This window comes from Streptococcus sp. 714, assembly GCF_013277115.1.
Lineage (GTDB): Bacteria > Bacillota > Bacilli > Lactobacillales > Streptococcaceae > Streptococcus.
The window spans coordinates 89,302-107,459 of sequence record NZ_VMMH01000009.1; the positions used below are offsets into that span (position 1 = coordinate 89,302).

15 protein-coding genes and 1 pseudogene are annotated in these 18,158 nt (G+C 41.8%); all 16 read right to left on the minus strand.

Translation table 11 applies throughout. The annotated features are described in order from the left end of the window. Positions 1-51 precede the first annotated feature (51 nt). The 16 genes and pseudogenes from purB to HT718_RS04120 all read right to left on the minus strand — a co-directional run bounded on the left by purB (position 52) and on the right by HT718_RS04120 (position 18,130). Positions 52-1,350, minus strand: a complete 1,299-nt coding sequence (purB, locus tag HT718_RS04050) for an adenylosuccinate lyase (RefSeq protein WP_173267453.1) — start codon at positions 1,348-1,350, stop codon at positions 52-54. 57 nt (positions 1,351-1,407) lie between these two features. Then, complete coding sequence (locus tag HT718_RS04055) at positions 1,408-1,635, minus strand: phosphoribosylaminoimidazole carboxylase (protein ID WP_173267455.1); 228 nt, start codon at positions 1,633-1,635, stop codon at positions 1,408-1,410. A 9-nt stretch (positions 1,636-1,644) separates the two neighbouring features. Further along, positions 1,645-2,595 carry a 2-dehydropantoate 2-reductase N-terminal domain-containing protein gene (locus tag HT718_RS04060; protein ID WP_094753816.1) on the minus strand — a complete coding sequence of 317 codons (951 nt, stop codon included), beginning with the start codon at positions 2,593-2,595 and terminating at the stop codon, positions 1,645-1,647. After that, entirely contained in the window at positions 2,596-3,687 is a 1,092-nt protein-coding gene (purK, locus tag HT718_RS04065; protein WP_173267457.1) for a 5-(carboxyamino)imidazole ribonucleotide synthase, read from the minus strand. Beyond that, positions 3,674-4,162 (minus strand): 5-(carboxyamino)imidazole ribonucleotide mutase, encoded by a 489-nt coding sequence (gene purE / locus HT718_RS04070; RefSeq protein WP_173267460.1) that lies wholly within the window; start codon positions 4,160-4,162, stop codon positions 3,674-3,676. The genes purK and purE overlap by 14 nt, the downstream gene beginning before the upstream one ends. A 198-nt stretch (positions 4,163-4,360) precedes the next feature. Then, positions 4,361-5,626, minus strand: coding sequence for a phosphoribosylamine--glycine ligase (purD, locus tag HT718_RS04075; RefSeq protein ID WP_173267462.1), 1,266 nt, complete (start codon positions 5,624-5,626; stop codon positions 4,361-4,363). A gap of 121 nt (positions 5,627-5,747) precedes the next feature. After that, positions 5,748-5,837 (minus strand): annotated as a pseudogene (locus HT718_RS09540) (IMP cyclohydrolase); the annotation flags it as partial. A gap of 34 nt (positions 5,838-5,871) precedes the next feature. Then, complete coding sequence (locus tag HT718_RS04080; protein ID WP_345890257.1) at positions 5,872-6,774, minus strand: reverse transcriptase family protein; 903 nt, start codon at positions 6,772-6,774, stop codon at positions 5,872-5,874. 10 nt (positions 6,775-6,784) lie between these two features. Further along, positions 6,785-7,849, minus strand: a complete 1,065-nt coding sequence (locus HT718_RS04085; protein WP_173267466.1) for a retron St85 family effector protein — start codon at positions 7,847-7,849, stop codon at positions 6,785-6,787. 257 nt (positions 7,850-8,106) lie between these two features. Continuing rightward, positions 8,107-8,844 carry a hypothetical protein gene (locus HT718_RS04090; RefSeq protein WP_173267468.1) on the minus strand — a complete coding sequence of 246 codons (738 nt, stop codon included), beginning with the start codon at positions 8,842-8,844 and terminating at the stop codon, positions 8,107-8,109. Positions 8,845-8,945: 101 nt separating this feature from the next. After that, positions 8,946-10,496, minus strand: a complete 1,551-nt coding sequence (gene purH, locus HT718_RS04095) for a bifunctional phosphoribosylaminoimidazolecarboxamide formyltransferase/IMP cyclohydrolase (protein WP_173267470.1) — start codon at positions 10,494-10,496, stop codon at positions 8,946-8,948. 13 nt (positions 10,497-10,509) lie between these two features. Next, positions 10,510-10,998: a hypothetical protein gene (locus HT718_RS04100; protein ID WP_153226440.1), complete on the minus strand. Its 489-nt coding sequence runs from the start codon at positions 10,996-10,998 to the stop codon at positions 10,510-10,512. Continuing rightward, complete coding sequence (purN, locus tag HT718_RS04105; RefSeq protein ID WP_153226441.1) at positions 10,988-11,554, minus strand: phosphoribosylglycinamide formyltransferase; 567 nt, start codon at positions 11,552-11,554, stop codon at positions 10,988-10,990. Before purN ends, HT718_RS04100 begins: the two co-directional genes overlap by 11 nt. Next, on the minus strand, positions 11,542-12,573 hold the full coding sequence (purM, locus tag HT718_RS04110) for a phosphoribosylformylglycinamidine cyclo-ligase (RefSeq protein ID WP_173267472.1): 1,032 nt from the start codon (positions 12,571-12,573) through the stop codon (positions 11,542-11,544). Before purM ends, purN begins: the two co-directional genes overlap by 13 nt. Before the next feature lie 220 nt (positions 12,574-12,793). Next, positions 12,794-14,236 (minus strand): amidophosphoribosyltransferase, encoded by a 1,443-nt coding sequence (purF, locus tag HT718_RS04115; protein WP_173267474.1) that lies wholly within the window; start codon positions 14,234-14,236, stop codon positions 12,794-12,796. A gap of 168 nt (positions 14,237-14,404) precedes the next feature. Continuing rightward, positions 14,405-18,130: a phosphoribosylformylglycinamidine synthase gene (locus HT718_RS04120; protein WP_173267476.1), complete on the minus strand. Its 3,726-nt coding sequence runs from the start codon at positions 18,128-18,130 to the stop codon at positions 14,405-14,407. Positions 18,131-18,158: the final 28 nt, after the last annotated feature.

Below are 18,158 nucleotides of genomic sequence, written 5' to 3' on the forward strand. Positions count from 1 at the left end.
TCGATAAAACAATAAACAGCGAGATTGTGAACCTCGCTGTTTATTTTTTAATTAATCACCAAGTCCAAGACGTTCAAAGATATCATCCACTCGTTTGGTGTAATAAAGAGGGTTGAAGATCTCATCGATTTCCTCTTGAGTCAGGCGTGATGTCACCTCTGGATCTGCCTCAAGAAGTGGTTTAAAGTCTACTTGATTGTCCCAAGAGTAAGCTGTTTTTGGTTGCACCAGGTCATAGGCTTGCTCACGAGTCATGCCTTTTTCAATCAAGGTCAACATGGCACGTTGGCTGAAGATAAGACCAAAAGTCGAGTTCATGTTGCGGATCATGTTTTCTGGGAAGACAGTCAAGTTCTTAACAATATTTCCAAAACGGTTGAGCATATAGTCGATCAGAATAGTCGTATCTGGTGTGATGATACGCTCAGCTGATGAGTGAGAGATATCACGTTCGTGCCAGAGAGCTACGTTTTCATAAGCCGTAATCATGTGACCACGGATAACACGTGCCAAACCTGTCATGTTTTCAGAACCGATTGGGTTGCGTTTGTGAGGCATTGCTGAAGATCCTTTTTGACCTTTGGCAAAGAACTCTTCCACTTCGCGCTGTTCAGACTTTTGCAGGCCACGAATCTCAGTCGCCATACGCTCGATTGAAGTCGCAATGCTAGCAAGAACTGCAAAGTACTCAGCGTGAAGGTCACGAGGAAGCACCTGTGTAGAGATTTCTTGAGAACGGATACCCAGTTTGTCACAGACGTATTGCTCTACGAATGGTGGGATGTTGGCAAAGTTCCCAACCGCACCAGAAATTTTACCAGCTTCCACACCAGCAGCCGCATGCTCGAAACGCTCGATATTACGCTTCATTTCGCTGTACCAAGTCGCCAATTTAAGACCAAAGGTTGTAGGTTCAGCGTGCACCCCGTGGGTACGCCCCATCATGATGGTGAACTTGTGCTCCTTAGCCTTATCAGCGATGATGTTGGTGAAGTTTTCAAGGTCACGACGGATGATGTCGTTGGCCTGCTTGTAGAGGTAGCCGTAGGCAGTATCCACTACGTCAGTAGAAGTCAAACCATAGTGGACCCACTTACGCTCCTCACCAAGAGTCTCAGAAACCGCACGCGTGAAAGCCACCACATCGTGACGCGTCTCCTGCTCAATCTCCAAAATACGGTCGATGTCAAAGTCCGCCTTCTCGCGAATCAAAGCCACATCTTCCTTAGGGATTTCCCCCAACTCAGCCCATGCCTCGTCAGCCAAGATTTCCACCTCAAGCCACGCACGGTATTTATTTTCTTCAGTCCAAATGTTCGCCATCTCAGGGCGAGAGTAACGTTCAATCATGTTGTTAATTTTTCCTTTCTTTTGATGTTTCACATCAGCTAGCAACCAACAGTCGTTTTATTCAAATTCTTCTTTCCCAATCCATACAGATGGATAGTGATTGAGTGTATTCAAATCCGTATCCAGTGGGACATCATAGATGGCTAAATAGTTTTCAGGATATTGAGCAAGCAACTCTTCATACTTAGCTTTCACCTTTTCGCGATCACTACTAGCATACAAGACTTCGACGACTGCTCCAGTCTTCTCTTTTTCAACAAATGCGTTGACGATGAGTTGTATCATAAAAAACTCCTAAATCGAAATGCCCTTCATATTTGCTTCCAGAATAGGCATCTTCACACCTAACACCTGACCGGTCTGATAAACACTTTGACAACAATAAAAGATGTCCTGTTTATCATTGTGCAAAGTCATAATTTTTCGAGTCAGCTCATTTTTCGCAAACATGACTTTCATGGCCCTGCCGGCTATCCAAGCGGGAATTTTGTATGGCAATAGTTCTGCTTTGTAAAGCTTCAAATTCACGCCACGCGCTTCTACGACTTTCAAAGCTTCTCGAATGGCCTTGATGGCCAATGATAATTCCGATGAACTATTCATCAAGTTCAAAGCCAGTTCTTCTGGATTTTCCAAATTTCCTGAGCGAGCAGCTGTCGAAGTGACACCTGCATTAATCGCCATGTGAATCCAAATCCACTCGACCATATCATGAGGCACTTCCCACTTCAAATCTGCAGAAACTAGTAAAGCCGTCAGATCAGCATAGTTAGAAATGTGTGCTTTTTGCTCACCTTCTAGCATTAAATGGTCGAACAAGACACCATCCAAATGGTTCTCCTGCATATGACCACCCGCTGTCGGAAAGGCCAAAATATAGTCGTAATCCCCTGCCCACTCTTGGACCTCTTTTCGATTATCCCAGAAATTACAAAAGAAAACAAGGGTGCCTTTGATATTGTTTTTTCGCAAGGTTTCCACAGCTTCTTTGACAAGTCCATGACGCACACTGAGAAAAATAAAATCATATTCCGAATGAGCTTCCGCCACATGAACCTCATAGATATCATGCTTATTCTCACCTTTGGAATGATAGCGACCATCTAGCAGATCAACTGACAACTCCTTCGGTGCATTGTTTTTCTTACTATCTCTCAGTACGTGTTCCACTTGATGGCCTGCTTTTTGAAAGGCGTAGGCATAAGTGGTCCCGATCACTCCGAGTCCTAGAATCGCTATTTTCACTTAAAAATCAATCCCTTTCCCAAATTCCTCTACCTCATCCGGTTCATCACTAAACAAAGTCACGTGTCCCATCTTGCGGTTGTGCTTCGCTTCTATTTTACCATATAAGTGGAGGTGGGCGCTTGGATTTTCTGTCACATATTTTTCAGCAGCCTCGACATGCTGGCCGAGAACATTGAGCATGACTGCTGGTGCATGTAGTTTGATCTCTGGTAATGGTGCTCCGAGAACGCCCAAGATATGAGTGTCAAACTGAGAAAAGTCGCAGGCTTCAATCGAGTAGTGGCCTGAGTTGTGTGGACGTGGTGCAATTTCATTGACAATGATGTCATCAGCAGTCGCAAACATTTCCACGCAAAGAGTTCCAGAAAGGGTCAATTGTTCAGCGATTCGCACTGCCATGGTCTTGGCTTTGTCTGCTAGACTTTCAGAAATGCGAGCAGGTACAATAGTTTTTGAAAGAATGTTGTTACGATGGATATTTTCCTGAACTGGGAAGACTGTCACATCCTTGCCATTTCCTGACACGATGACAGAAATTTCAAGGTCAAAGTTGACGAATTCTTCCAAAACACAGTCCGCTGAATCAGCTAGTGCATAGGCTTCTTCCAAGTCTGTTTCTGAACGAATAACCTTTTGTCCATGCCCATCATAGCCACCGGTCGCCGTCTTGAGGACATAGTTTTTCGACAAGTCGATACCTGCCAAATCTTGGCTTGATGTCACGATCTTGTAAGGAGCCACAGTGACTTGTGCCTTGTTGGAAAGAAAGTCCTTCTCAAAGATTCGATTTTGAGAAATGCGGAGCAAGTCCGTTCCTTGAGGGAGTTGCCCATCCTTGATAACAGCATCCAAACCGTCGGCATCCACATTTTCAAACTCATAAGTGAGGACATCGCAACGCTCCGCCAACTGGCGAAGAGCGTCCACATCATTATAAGGAGCCACGATAATCTCCGCCACGCGAGAGGCCGGACAATCCACTGCAGGATCCAGCGCGATAACCTTGTGGCCCATGTAGATAGCAGAAATGGCCATCATCTGACCAAGCTGACCACCACCGATAATTCCGATTGTTTTAGATGAGCTCATTTGTAGACTCCTCTGCGATTTTTCCTTGTTCTTCTGCGAAATCTGCCAAAGCTGTCGCGATAGCCTGATCCTCTACTGACAAGAGACGGAGGGCAAAGAGGGCAGCATTGGTCGCACCTGCTTCACCAATAGCCATGGTCGCAACAGGCACACCGCCCGGCATCTGAACGATAGAGTAGAGTGAGTCCACGCCACTAAGAGCACGTGATTTGACTGGTACACCAATGACAGGAAGAGTTGTTTTGGCAGCTACCATACCTGGCAAGTGAGCAGCGCCACCCGCACCTGCAATAATGACCTTGATACCGCGACTCCGTGCTTCTTCGGCATGTTTGAACATGAAATCAGGTGTGCGGTGTGCAGAGACAACTCTCTTTTCGTAGACTACACCGAAGCGGTCTAGGACTTCAGCAGCTTTTTGCATGGTTTCCCAGTCGGATTTTGAGCCCATGATAATGGAAATTACTGGTTTCATAGTTAATATCCTTTTCTTTTTTGATAATGGTCTTAGGTGGTGGGGACGGAAGCAAACCTTCGGTTTCATTCCTAAACTTTGAGCCTAAGGTCTCAAAGTTTCCCCCGACCAGAACAGATGCTGTTCTGGTCTTTTCACCACGGCAACCATTATCTTAGTTTGGCTCGCTTTCGCTCGCCATGACAAAGTTAGTATCTGTTAATCTTTTATGGCCTTGCTACCGATATCATTTCTATAGAAGAGGCCTTCTGTGTTTTGTTTGTCGAGTTGGTTGTAGATGATGTTTTGGCCGTCTTTGACGGTGTCTGCTGTTGTGACGAGCATGTAGACACGTCCGCCGTTTGAGAGGAGGTCTTGGCTATTTTCAGCGAATTTTGCACCGGCATAGTAAGTGATGATGTCACCTTCTGTCTTAGCTGGAAGCTTGACACCCTTCTCATAAGCGAGTGGATAGCCATTTGAGGCTACAACCACACCTAGTGTCACACCCTTGTCCGTCCAAGTGATGGCTGGCTTTTTGCCATCCAAAATGTCAGTGATGTTTTCTGCAAAGTCAGATGTCAAACGAGGTAAGATGATTTGCGTTTCAGGATCTCCAAAACGAGAGTTGAACTCGATGACTTTGGGACCATCAACTGTCAAGATAAGACCTGCATAAAGAACACCCAGATAAGGGCGACCTTCCTGAATCATGCCTTCAAGAACTGGCTTGACAATGGTGTCAACCGCTGTGGCAACCACGCTCTCTGACAAGTGAGGAACTGGCGCATAGGCACCCATCCCCCCCGTGTTAGGTCCCTTATCGCCATCGTAGGCACGTTTGTGATCCTGAGCCATTGGCATGATGTAGAATTTGTCCCCATTGACAAAGGCAAAGAGAGAAAATTCCTCTCCTTCAAGGAATTCCTCAATAACCACACGCGCACCTGAGTCACCGAATTTATTGTCCAAAAGCATCTCGTGAGCGGCTTCTACTGCTTGCTCGACTGTCTCCGCAACGACGACACCTTTCCCAAGGGCCAAACCGTCTGCCTTGACGACGATTGGAGCACCTTTCTCCTCGATGTAGGCCTTGGCTTCCTCGAAATCTGAAAATGTGCCATAGGCTGCTGTCGGAACGTCATATTTGACCATGATTTCCTTAGCAAAATCCTTGGACCACTCAAGCTCAGCCGCAGCTTTAGTCGGACCAAAAGCCTTGAGACCAGCTTTATTAAAATCATCCACGATACCTACCGCAAGGGCATCATCTGGCCCGATAAAGGACCAAGCTATATCGTTGGCTTTTGCAAACTCAATCAATTTAGAATGTTCGGAAATAGAGATATTTACCAATTCCAGACCATCCAGAGTCATCCCATCATTCCCAGGAGCTACAAAGACTTTTTCAACGTCTTTTGACTCAAGCAACTTCTTAGCAATGGCATGTTCACGACCACCCGAGCCGACAACTAACAGCTTCATCTTTCAACCTCTTTTGCGAATTTTTTACTAATATTATACCATAAACGTTCGTTTTAATCTTGTTTCGTTTCGCTTTTAAAGCAAAAAAAGGAAAGAAACTGTTTTCTTCCCTTTCATTTTCTTAATGTCTAAAATGTCTTACTCCTGTGAAGACCATAGTCAAGCCGTATTTATCAGCCGCTTCGATGGACTCTTGGTCACGGACGGAGCCGAGAGTAAAATATTTTCAATATGGCAAATTGTAACTATAAAATCGAGAATAATTCATCAATACTAGATATATTTTTTCCCTTAAGTATTCTTCTCATGCATGGGCTTAACATATTTTCGATACCTTCTTTTTCTATCGATAGTACGAATGAGTATTTCCCTTTAATTTGTTTAATTAAAAAATCATCACTTTCAATATTATCTAAACTTTGAATAGCATCCCATAACAATTTTTTCTTAAAGCGTCTTCCAACCGTTAAACGTCGAACACTATTCTGTTTATTTACTATGTATACACCTGTTACTTTTACATTACCCGATTCCAATAAATTTGTCAATCTAGTTTTTTTATTATTAAGTTTAAGACCATATTCTTTTAACAAATCAAATATTATTTTCTCTATTCTACTTTTTATATCTGAATAATCAAGTTTGTCTGGAATACCTCGAAAAGAAATCGTAATGTCATCTGCATATCGAGTATAAATTACATTATCTAATTCTTCTTTCTTTAAATGACCATATAAAATATTGTCAAATCTTTTTAAATAAATATTAGACAGTAATGGGGAAGTCACGAATCCTAAGGGCAACCCCTCCAGCCCTTGACTAGATTTTTTTACGATTTCATAAGACTGACTCTTACTTAGATTGTAATTGTTGTATTTTACTTCTTGGTATAAAAGCTTCGTCAGCTTACGATGGTTAATAGAAGGGAAAAATCGTTGAATATCAAATTGAATAAAAATATCATTATACATATGAGCCTTGACATTATCAAAAATAGAAATACCTTTTCTGTAACCTTTTGTGAATTTAGAATATCTAACTCTTTCTCTTAAATAGTTATTAATTAATACATGCTCACGTCTAAGATTGCTATCAGTAGTATATGCAACTATTTTCCTAACTTTTTTGTTTTTTGTTAATTTAAACACTTTAAACTCTTTATTTGGTCTCATTCTTTATTCGTTCCAAACTCTTGTCTTCCTTAATTTGCTTAAGTAATTCAGAATATATAGCAAAGTAGTATTTCCCGTTATCTTTTTTTCTTTTTATAACGACTTTGCTATTTTTTTCATAATTATCGTCTTTTTTTATCTCAATAAACTCTGCTGCACTAAACAAATAAAGTGACATCCCTATCACCTTCTCGATTGTTACAAATTTATCTTTAAAACAAACCTCAGGATTGGTTTCAAACTTAAAATATTTACGTTCTTCGTAAGTCCATATTATTAGTTTTTTCATTTCTTCTTTTATAATGTTTATTGCTTCTTGCATTGTTAACTTTTCATTAAATAATTTTTCAGCCAAAAAATCTTTTGACATCATTGCTGCTACACAAAGCAAGATTTTCTCCGAAGTAATTTTTGCAGTTAACTGTCTTTTATCTTTTGAACAATAAAGTGAAAATCCCTGTCCACTCAACGATTTTTTTTTATTCCCAATAAAGTCCAATATTTTTTTACTTAATACTTCGCCTACTGAATTATTCACAAAACTTGTATGGAGATTCCGAAGATTAACAGAGGTAATATTATTCTGTATGCTTGGGTAATAGATAATTTGTTTGACAGAGTTTTCTCCTTTAAAGAAAGAAAGTCTCAAAAAAGCGCCAAGTTTATCTTCTTCAACAGCTTCTTTATTGGGGATTATTAAGCAGGTTTTATGTTTGTTAGAATACTCCCCTAAAAATAAACCCGCTTCTGCACCTGTTGAGATACTTTCATGAAATATAAGAATAGTGTCTGATAAAAGAGAGACTAAAAATTCTACATCATATAAGTTCTTCATATATATGTCGCCATATGCAAGAAAGGTTGTTTTCTTCGAGAATATAAAATTATCTTCTAAAATTATAGGTCTATATAATGGATTTTTCCCCAATAAGTGTTTCCTCAAAACATTTCTTTTATCACTTACATTAGAACCAACATACTTAGACCCACATAAAAAAATTAATTTATAAAAGTCTCCACTATATTCCAGATTGAAACAATACTTTTCCATAAACACTCCACATAAAAAGAGCCCTACTAAAATTTGTAGAAGCTTTACTTGTTACGAAATGGAGAACGTAGGTTCTCGACGACTTACGGCGAGTTCGCCGTGAGTCTAGAGGTTCTAGGTGCGACGTTTCGTAATTGAACTATCTATTCTCGACAAAGTCGAGTAACAAATTTTACTATTTTTAAAATACTCAACCTTTGGAACTACCAAAGGAAATAACAAGATATGTTATTTTTCTAGGGCTCTGCTTTATTGTATCATAAAATTTGCATTTTTTCTATCTCTTCAATATTATTAAAAAATTTCTTTCCTACTTCATTTTTATAGTTCAAAATACTTTTCCATTTTAACTCCTTGGTCTTGGGATTAGAAAGCCCTCTACTAAATAGAGCTTCTTCTACTTTTGTATCTTTAAAAACCACTAGTTTTAATATTATTATGTATTTATATGCTGTTTTTTTTAAATAACTTGGGACATTCTCTGTCAACTCTTTTGAAAGTATGTCCTTAGAAAGTATTAAATTGATTAATACTATGAGAGAATTCAACTTAAGATTTTGAAGGTCAAACTTGTTGTGTAAGTCAACATCTTCATCCTTTAATTTCATTCCAGTCATAAAATATTCTTTCATAGACATAGAAGATTCATCAAATATTTTTATACCATACCTTTCTCCAATAGTTGAGTCTTCTACTTTACTCTTTAAAAAATCAATAATTTCATTAATTATTTCGTTTCCATTCTCTGAAAAATTATCAATCAACAATTCTAAAATATCATAATCACTTAAATAAACTCTGACATTATTCTCATTTATATAGAATCTAGTTTTTTCATTTTTTCTGATTAAGAACTTATATTTTTTAGTGCCATAACTCACCTCCAAAGACCTGTCCAAACCGAAGTTTTTATTGACACTATTGTCACCAAATCGCTTTCTAACTTTTTCTTTTTCTTGTTCTAAAAGAAGATCTAAATCCCCTATGAAATTCATATTTTTCTCCTCTTTATTTTATATTGTATCAAACCCAATTTCTTAACTCAATATTATTATACAACAAAAACACCCAATTTCTTGGGCAATTACAAATCTTTTTAATGTCTAAAATGTCTCACTCCTGTGAAGACCATAGTCAAGCCGTATTTATCAGCAGCCTCGATGGATTCTTGGTCACGGACTGATCCACCCGGTTGGATGATGGCCTTAATACCTGCTTTGGCGATTTCTTCCACGTTATCCGCAAATGGGAAGAAGGCATCAGAAGCAAGAACAGCACCATCAAGACGGTCTTTAGCTTGGTCAATAGCGATACGAACTGAAGCCACACGGTTGGTTTGACCTGGACCAACACCAAGTGTCATGTGGTCGTTGGTCACGATGATACCATTTGATTTGACGTACTTAATAGCCTTCCAAGCAAACTCAAGGGCTGTCGCTTCTGTCTCAGTCGGTTGACGTTTGGTCACCACTTGCCAGTCAGCTGGACTTTCTTTGACCACATCTTGGTTTTGAACGAGGAGACCACCAACAACACCAGTGTATTCTGCTTCTGCTTCGCTAGCGTCTTGAGCATCAAATGGCAAGGCTAGGATGCGCAAGTTTTTCTTCTTAGTTGTCAAGATTTCAAGCGCTTCAGCGGTATAGCTTGGTGCAATGATGATTTCAAGGAAAACACCGTGCATTTTCGTAGCCGTCGCAGCATCTACTTCACGGTTGAGGACTACGATACCCCCAAAGATAGATACCGGGTCAGATTCATAAGCGTAGTCCCAAGCTGTTTCGATATCGTCAGCTTGACCAATACCACATGGGTTCATGTGTTTGAGAGCCACAACGGTTGGACGGTCTTTGAAGTCACGGATGATACGGATGGCGGCATCAGCGTCACGGATATTGTTGAAGGACAATTCTTTGCCGTTAAGTTGTTTAGCTGAGGCAATTGAGTAAGCTGTTGGCAAACCTTTTTGATAGAAGTCTGCGTCTTGTTGAGGGTTTTCACCGTAACGCATTGGTTGCTTAAGGTCATAAGTCAAAGTGAGTTTCTCAGGTTTACTTTCCCCTACTTGAGCTGTGAAGTATTCTGCGATTAAAGCATCATAGGCTGCTGTGTGGCGGAATACTTTTGCTGCCAAACGTTGGCGAGTTTCGTAAGAGGTTTCACCGTTTGCTGACAATTCGCCCAAAACCACAGCGTAGTCAGCAGGATCTACCACAACCGTTACACTGGCATGATTTTTAGCTGCAGAACGAAGCATAGATGGACCACCAATATCGATATTCTCCACCGCATCAGCGTATGTTACATCTGGTTTGAGAATGGTTTCCTTGAATGGATAGAGATTGACCACTACAAGATGGATAAGCTCAATCTGATTATCCTTAGCAGCCTCAAGGTGGCTATCCAAGTCACGACGAGCTAAGAGCCCACCGTGGATATTCGGGTGAAGGGTCTTGACACGACCGTCCATCATCTCTGGAAAACCAGTCACATCATCAATTGCAATGGTATCCACCCCAGCATTATCAAGGACAATCTTGGTACCACCTGTCGAGATGATATCCCAACCAAGTTTTTTAAGTTCTTGGGCAAATTCAACAATGCCCGCTTTGTCTGAGACAGAAATAAGTGCTCGTTTCATTGTCATTTTTCTCCTTGATTTAATTAGTTGAGTATAATTCTATTTTTTCAAAAACTATATCATCTTTTTCATTTTTAAAGACTGCGTAGACAAATTTTTGACTGGAATTCTTTAAATTCAATATTCTTTGAATAAAATCATCACTAAATTCTATCACTTCCTGTGAAATAGAGTTACCCTTAAATATATAATATTTATCACTATATGGTGAATCATCTATAGTAAAATATTCAGTATTCTTTTCTTGAGGCTTCCCTATACTGAGACCAATAAATTTCAATACCCCATCTCCATTAGACCTATTCCTAATAAAGATTTGATACCTTGCATGTTCTTCATTACTTGATTTACTTGATTTGATAATAATTTCAAATCTAGGTTTGGGTGGAAAATTATAATTATATATGGTAATTCCAGTACTTATTAAAGAGATCATCAAAGAAATCCAAGCTACGACAGCCCCTAGTTCCATTTTTACACTCCCTACACTTCCGAAATCAAATTTCATCTACAGATTTCCTCTCCACTCCTAATCCATCCAGAACCTCCGGATACAACTTGTACTCTGCCTCATGAATGCGAGCTTCAAAGCTTTCTATGGTATCATCAGCCAGCCGTGACACACGGACTTGTTTGATGACCTTGCCTGTATCCACACCGGAGTCCACCCAGTGAACGGTCACGCCGCTCTCAGCAACACCAGCATTCCAAGCGTCCTCAATCCCATGAGCTCCTGGAAATTCGGGCAGGTAGGCAGGATGAATGTTGATAATTCGACCTTCATAAGCTGCCAGCAAGGTGGGCCCAACGATTTTCATGTATCCTGCTAGACAAACCAAGTCAATCTGGTGCTCTTCTAATATCTCAACAAGGGCTGCTTCATAGTCTGCCTTGCTCTCAAACTCCTTGAGTTCAAAAACATAGGACAGAACGCCGAGCTTGTCTGCACGTTCGAGCGCATAGGCATCACGATGGTCTGAAAAGACAAACTCCACTGGAAATTCTTCGGCAATCACCTGAAAATTTGAGCCATTACCAGAGGCAAAAACCGCTATTTTTTGCATTTGATGATAACACTTTCATTTTCTTTCTTGACGATGCGACCAATTTCATAGACTGGTTCATCCAACAATTCCTTGACACGACTTACATTTTCAGGGCTAACTGCTAGCATGAGTCCCACACCCATATTGAAGATTTCAAACATTTCTTTATGTTTGATTTCACCGTATTTCTCAAGAGCTTTGAAAATCGGTAAAACTGGAACCTTGTCTTCCTCAATCTCAGCTGCCAAGTCAGCTGCAAACATACGAGGGACATTTTCGATAAAGCCACCACCAGTGATGTGGGCAATGCCGTTGACCAACTCTTCCTTGATGAGTGGCAAAACAGCCTTGACATATATACGAGTCGGCTCAAGAAGAACTTCTTTGAGTTTCTTGCCCTCCAATTCTGGTAAGACTTCCTCACCTGTATAGTCCGCAAAGACACGACGAACGAGTGAGTAACCATTTGAGTGAATACCACTTGAAGCAAGTCCAAGAATCACATTACCTTCAGCTACTTTTGAACCGTCTATGATTTGAGATTTTTCAGCCACACCGACCGCAAAACCAGCCAAGTCATAGTCATCTTCGCCGTACATGCCAGGCATTTCAGCCGTTTCCCCACCAATGAGGGCAGCACCAGCCTGCACACAGCCTTCTGCAACACCAGCGACTACTTGTTCTAGTTTAGCTGGTTCATTCTTCCCTGTCGCCACATAGTCCAGGAAATAGAGAGGCTCCGCACCTGCAGCAATGATGTCGTTGACACACATGGCCACACAGTCTTGACCAATGGTATCGTGCTTGTCGTACTTAATTGCCAGCATGAGCTTGGTCCCGACACCGTCAGTCCCTGAAATCAAGATAGGTTCTTTGACACCTGTTTTTGAAAGGTCAAACATACCACCAAAACCACCAAGAGCTCCCATGACACCTGCACGCTCCGTACGAGCCACATGCTTTTTGATCCGTTCAACAACTTCATAACCCGCTTCAACATCCACACCAGATTGAGCGTACGCATTGTTATTTGCCATTTTATTTTTCCTTTTCTTTTTTTGGGAAAGACTGCGACGTATTTTTAGATAAACAATTATTTTATCTAAAAATACTAGTCAGGTCTCTAGCTTTGATCCCATAAGGCAAAGCGTCTACTGACAAATGCTTTAGCTTTTAGTCAGTAGTGAGACGTGGAGCGTAAGCATTTTTATTTGTCATTTGTTTATTCCTTTTCTTTTATGAAGAATCTTCAGTCGGCTACTTGTAAAAACTAGTCTTTTCTTCCAAACTTCGACGATAGTCTTCTTCATAGTCGTAGAGAGGAGTTGGGTAGTCACCGTCAAAGTAAGCAACACAGAGACCACCATTTGGTGCATCTGTTTCGATACCAATCGAATCAATCAACCCCTCAACAGAAAGATAAGTCAGACTGTCCGCACCAATGATTTGGCGAGTTTCTTCAACCGTATGATTAGCCGCAATCAGCTCCTGACGGGTCTGAATATCAATCCCGTAGAAACATGGATAAGCTAGCGCTGGGCTTCCAATAGCCACGTGAACTTCAGTCGCACCTGCTTCTTTCAAAAGCTGAACGATACGACGAGAAGTTGTTCCTCGTACAATAGAGTCATCAATCATAACCACACGCTTACCTTTGACGACACCCGAAACAGCAGAGAGTTTCATCCGCACCCCTTGCTCCCGCAATTCTTGAGTCGGTTGAATAAAGGTACGTTGGGTGTATTGGTTCTTGATGAGGCCCATTTCATTTGGTAGCCCGGACTCTTCTGCAAAACCCATGGCCGCGCTGAGTGACGAATTTGGCACACCGACCACGATATCCGCCTCATGCTTGAATTCACGCGCCAATTGGGCACCCATACGTTTACGTGCCGTATGGACATTGACACCATGAATGTTAGAATCAGGGCGAGCAAAGTAGATATACTCCATAGAGCAAATAGCCAGCTGAGTATCATCCGTATAGCTATCATACTGGATGCCCTTGTCATCAATTATCACAATCTCACCTGGCTTCAAATCACGAATCCATTCAGCACCAATGACCTCAAAAGCACAGGTTTCAGAGGAAACCACCACCGCTCCGTTGGCCATTTTCCCGATTGAAAGAGGACGAAAACCATTTGGGTCAAGAGCCGCAATCAACTTATCCTCAAACAACAGGATATAGGCAAAACCGCCTTTAACTAGACTGAGCGCCTCCTTGATTTTGCCCATCAAGTTCGGATTATGACTTCGACGAATGAGGTGAGCCAAGATTTCCGAGTCCGAAGTCGCACTGAAAATCGCTCCTCTATCTTCCAATTCTTTCTTGAGAGAGGCTGCATTGGTCAGATTCCCATTATGAGCCAAGCCAAACTGCATATCGTGAAAACGGAAGAGGAAGGGCTGGATGTTATCTACAGAAGCTTCGCCAGCAGTCGCATAACGCACGTGACCAATCGCACCAGTTCCTGTCAATTTATCCAAATTAGCTGGATTTCTGAAGACTTCTGATAAAAGCCCCATGTCACGATGACGCTTCAATTTCCCTTGGTCATTGGAGAGGATTCCTGCCCCCTCCTGACCACGGTGCTGAAGACTATGGAGACCAAAATAGGTTAATTTAGCAGCATCTGGATGCCCCCAGATACCGAAAACCCCACATTCTTCATTAAGAGATTTTACTTCGTATGTCATTTTATATACCTAATTTTTATTTATGTATCATTTCTTCAGTAGAGCGGAATGATACGGTAGAAGCTCGTTTCACTCGCAAAAAACCATTTGCGATCATCAAGAGCTAGATCTACATGACTTTTATATTACAGATGCTATCTATTAGAAAATCTGCAAGTCTTATTTTTCTTATTTTCCAGTGAAATATTTAACCGCTGACGCAAAGAGGTGCTGGTCTTTATTTCCTGGGATGTTTTGGAAAAGACCGTCTTCATAACGTTCTGAGTGTCCCATCTTACCGATGATTTGGCCGTTCTTGCTAGTAATTCCTTCGATGGCATGGACAGAACCATTCGGATTGTACTTCGAATCCATACTTGGTTTGCCGTCAAAGTCAACGTATTGGCTGAAAATTTGTCCATTGTCACGGAGCTCTGCAAATTCCTCAGCAGTCACGACAAATTTCCCTTCACCGTGCGAAACAGGAATGGCATGAATCTCACCAACTTCCACTCCAGCAAGCCATGGTGAGTTGGTATTGGCAATCCGAGTTTCCACCATCTTAGCCACGTGTTGGTTGGCATCATTGTAGAAGAGGGTTGGGCTCATACTGCTGGCATCTTCGAAGTTCCCGTATGGAAGAAGACCTGATTTGACCAAGGCCTGGAATCCATTACAGATACCAATAATCAAACCACCACGAGCGATAAAACTATCAATAACTACACGCACTTTTTCATTAAGCAAAATATTGACGATAAACTTAGCTGAGCCATCTGGTTCATCCGCAGCTGAAAATCCACCTGCAAAGAAGAGAATATTGGCCTTGTCGATATTGTCAACCATAGTTTCAACTGACTTGACAATGGCTTCTTCATTCAAGGTCACAAACGGCACTAAGTTGACCTCTGCACCTTCTTTTTCAAAGGCCTTGGCTGAGTCATATTCCGAGTTGGTGCCCGGGAAGACTGGGATATAAACTACCGGTTTTTCAACCTTTTCTTTGGCTTTAATCACAACATCTGATGCAACAACTGGTACTTCAGCCAGTTCTTTGGCTTGGGCAAATTCTGTTGGGTAAACTTCTTCCAGTTTTCCTTGGAAGGCACTGTCAAGTTTGTGTCCATCTAGCTTCACACCGTTGACAGTCAGTGTAAAGTCTATGCTAGTTTGACCGATTTTCTCTACTCCAACAATTTCTTGAGGCGATGTAAAGACAAATCCGCCTAATTGAGCTGTTAAAGAACTTTCAAGTTCAGACAAGGTCACCTCTGCACCGATATGGTTCCCAAAGGTAGCAAGAGCCAAGCTTTCAACGACACCACCGTATTTGACAGCTGATGCAGATGTTACTTTGTGGCCAGCTTGGATTGCTTCAAATTGAGCAAAGTTAGACTTAATCAAATCAAAATCAATCTCTGCCGAGAGGGCTTGACCTGGGATGTAATAGATGTTTTCACCAGCAACCTTGAACTCTGGAGAAAGCGCCTTACGGCTATCTGCCGTCGTCACTCCAAAGGCAACCAAGGTTGGTGGTACTGTCAATTCTTCAAAGGTACCAGACATAGAGTCCTTACCACCGATAGATGGCAAACCAAGCTGAATTTGTGCCTCGATAGAGCCTAGGAGAGCTGCTACTGGCTGACCAAAACGCTCAGCTTGTTTGTCCATGCGCTCGAAATACTCTTGGTAAGAGAAGCGAGCCTTAGACCAGTTGGCACCAGCAGCAACCAAACGAGCAGTTGCTTCAATAACCGCATAAGCAGCACCGTGGTATGGAGACCATTCAGCTACATATGGGTTGAATCCTTGAGCCATGACTGACGCAGTATGAGTCACACCGTGTTGAACTGGTAATTTCTGCACAGAGGCCTCAGTTGGTGTGAGTTGGTAACGACCACCAAGTGGGTGATTAACCGTTGAGCGTCCAACAGAGCAGTCAAAGATAGTCTGTAATCCTTTTTGACTCGCATGATTCAAATCAGATAGAACCGCAAGGGTATCAACTTCAAGTGTGTTAGCAGATGTTTGACGTTCTTCTGGAAGCTTGACATCCTTGTCCACAACCTTAGCATCGACGACTACACGCACACCATTGGTGTCAAGGAAACGACGTTCCAAGTCCACAATTGTCTCACCATTCCAGTGCATGACAAGATTTGGTTTTTCAGTCACTGTCGCAACCACAACAGCGTCAATATTCTCTTTGTTGCATTCAACAACGAAGGAATCTACATCCTCAGGACGAACCACAACCGCCATCCGTTCTTGTGATTCAGAGATGGCAATTTCGGTACCATTCAATCCTTGGTATTTAAGAGGTACTTTGTTGAGGTCAATTTCAAGACCGTCTGCCAATTCACCGATAGCCACACAGACACCACCAGCACCAAAGTCATTTGATTTTTTGATAAGACGGGTCACATCACCGTTACGAAACAGACGTTGAATCTTACGTTCTTCGATGGCATTCCCTTTTTGAACCTCAGCACCAGCAGTCTCCACAGATTCAACCGTTTGAACCTTAGAAGAACCTGTCGCACCACCGACACCGTCACGTCCAGTCTTACCACCGAGGAGGATAATCACATCTCCCGCTTCCGGTTTTTCACGGACTACATTGCCCTTGGGAGCCGCACCAACAACAGCACCTAGCTCCATACGTTTAGCAACGAAACCTGGGTGGAAGTACTCACGAACATAAGTCGTCGCCAGACCAATCTGGTTCCCATATGAAGAATAACCATGAGCCGCTGTTTTAGAAATAACCTGTTGTGGCAATTTCCCAGCACGCGTTTCCGAAATCGGTGCTGTAATATCACCAGCACCTGAGATCCGCATAGCTTGGTAAACATATGAGCGACCTGACAATGGGTCACGAATAGCACCACCGATACAAGTAGCCGCTCCACCAAATGGCTCAATCTCAGTTGGGTGATTGTGGGTTTCGTTTTTAAACATGAGGAGCCATGGTTCTTTCACACCATTAACGTCCACTTCGATTTCTACTGAGCAAGCATTGATTTCATCTGACACTTCCATATCATCCAAACGTCCATTAGCACGCTCATAACGACCGAAAATAGTCGCCATATCCATCAAGGTTTGCGGTTTTTCCGTACGTCCCAACTCATCACGCATGGCAATATACTTGTCATAGGTTGACTGCAATTGCTTTTGGAATTTAGAAGCTGAGAAATCAATGTGTTTCAATTCTGTCTCAAAAGTCGTGTGACGGCAGTGGTCAGACCAGTAAGTGTCCAAAACCTTGAGTTCTGTTTCCGTCGGCACGCGCCCGATTGACTTGAAATAATCTTGGATAAAGAGCAAATCATCCACTTCCATAGCCATCCCTTGCTCAGCCTTGTAGCGGGCAAAGTCTTCTGCCCTATAACTTTCAAAGAAAGTCAATTTTGGAATGATCTTGTCTGACTCTGAAAATTCCTGCTTGGCGATCCCTGTCATGATATCCTTGAAACGAGAATCAACTGGATTAAGCAGGTAGTTTTTGACTGCTTCCAACTCATTCGCATCAATATCTTTGTTAACCAAGTAAAGTTGCGCTGTGTTCACTGTTACATCATTTGAACTACCAAGCAACAGCAAAGCTTCTTGTGAAGATACCGCACGTTGGTCAAATTGACCAGGCAAACTTTCGATAGCAAAGAAAGCATAATTATCAAGATCAACCTTAACCGCAGCTTCATCTAAAACAGTATCGGTCACTTGCTCAGAGAAGATGTGTTTCTCTGCAGGTGCAAACAAGTCCTCAGACAAGTCAAAGACATCATAAACTTGCACAATGCGAATGCTTTTCAAAGTTGATAATCCCAAGCTATGCTGGAGCTCTCTCACCAAACTCTCTGACTTGACCTGAAAATCAACCTTTTTCTCTACAAAAATACGTTTATCCATCGATTTTTATTCCTTTATTTCAGCTCTT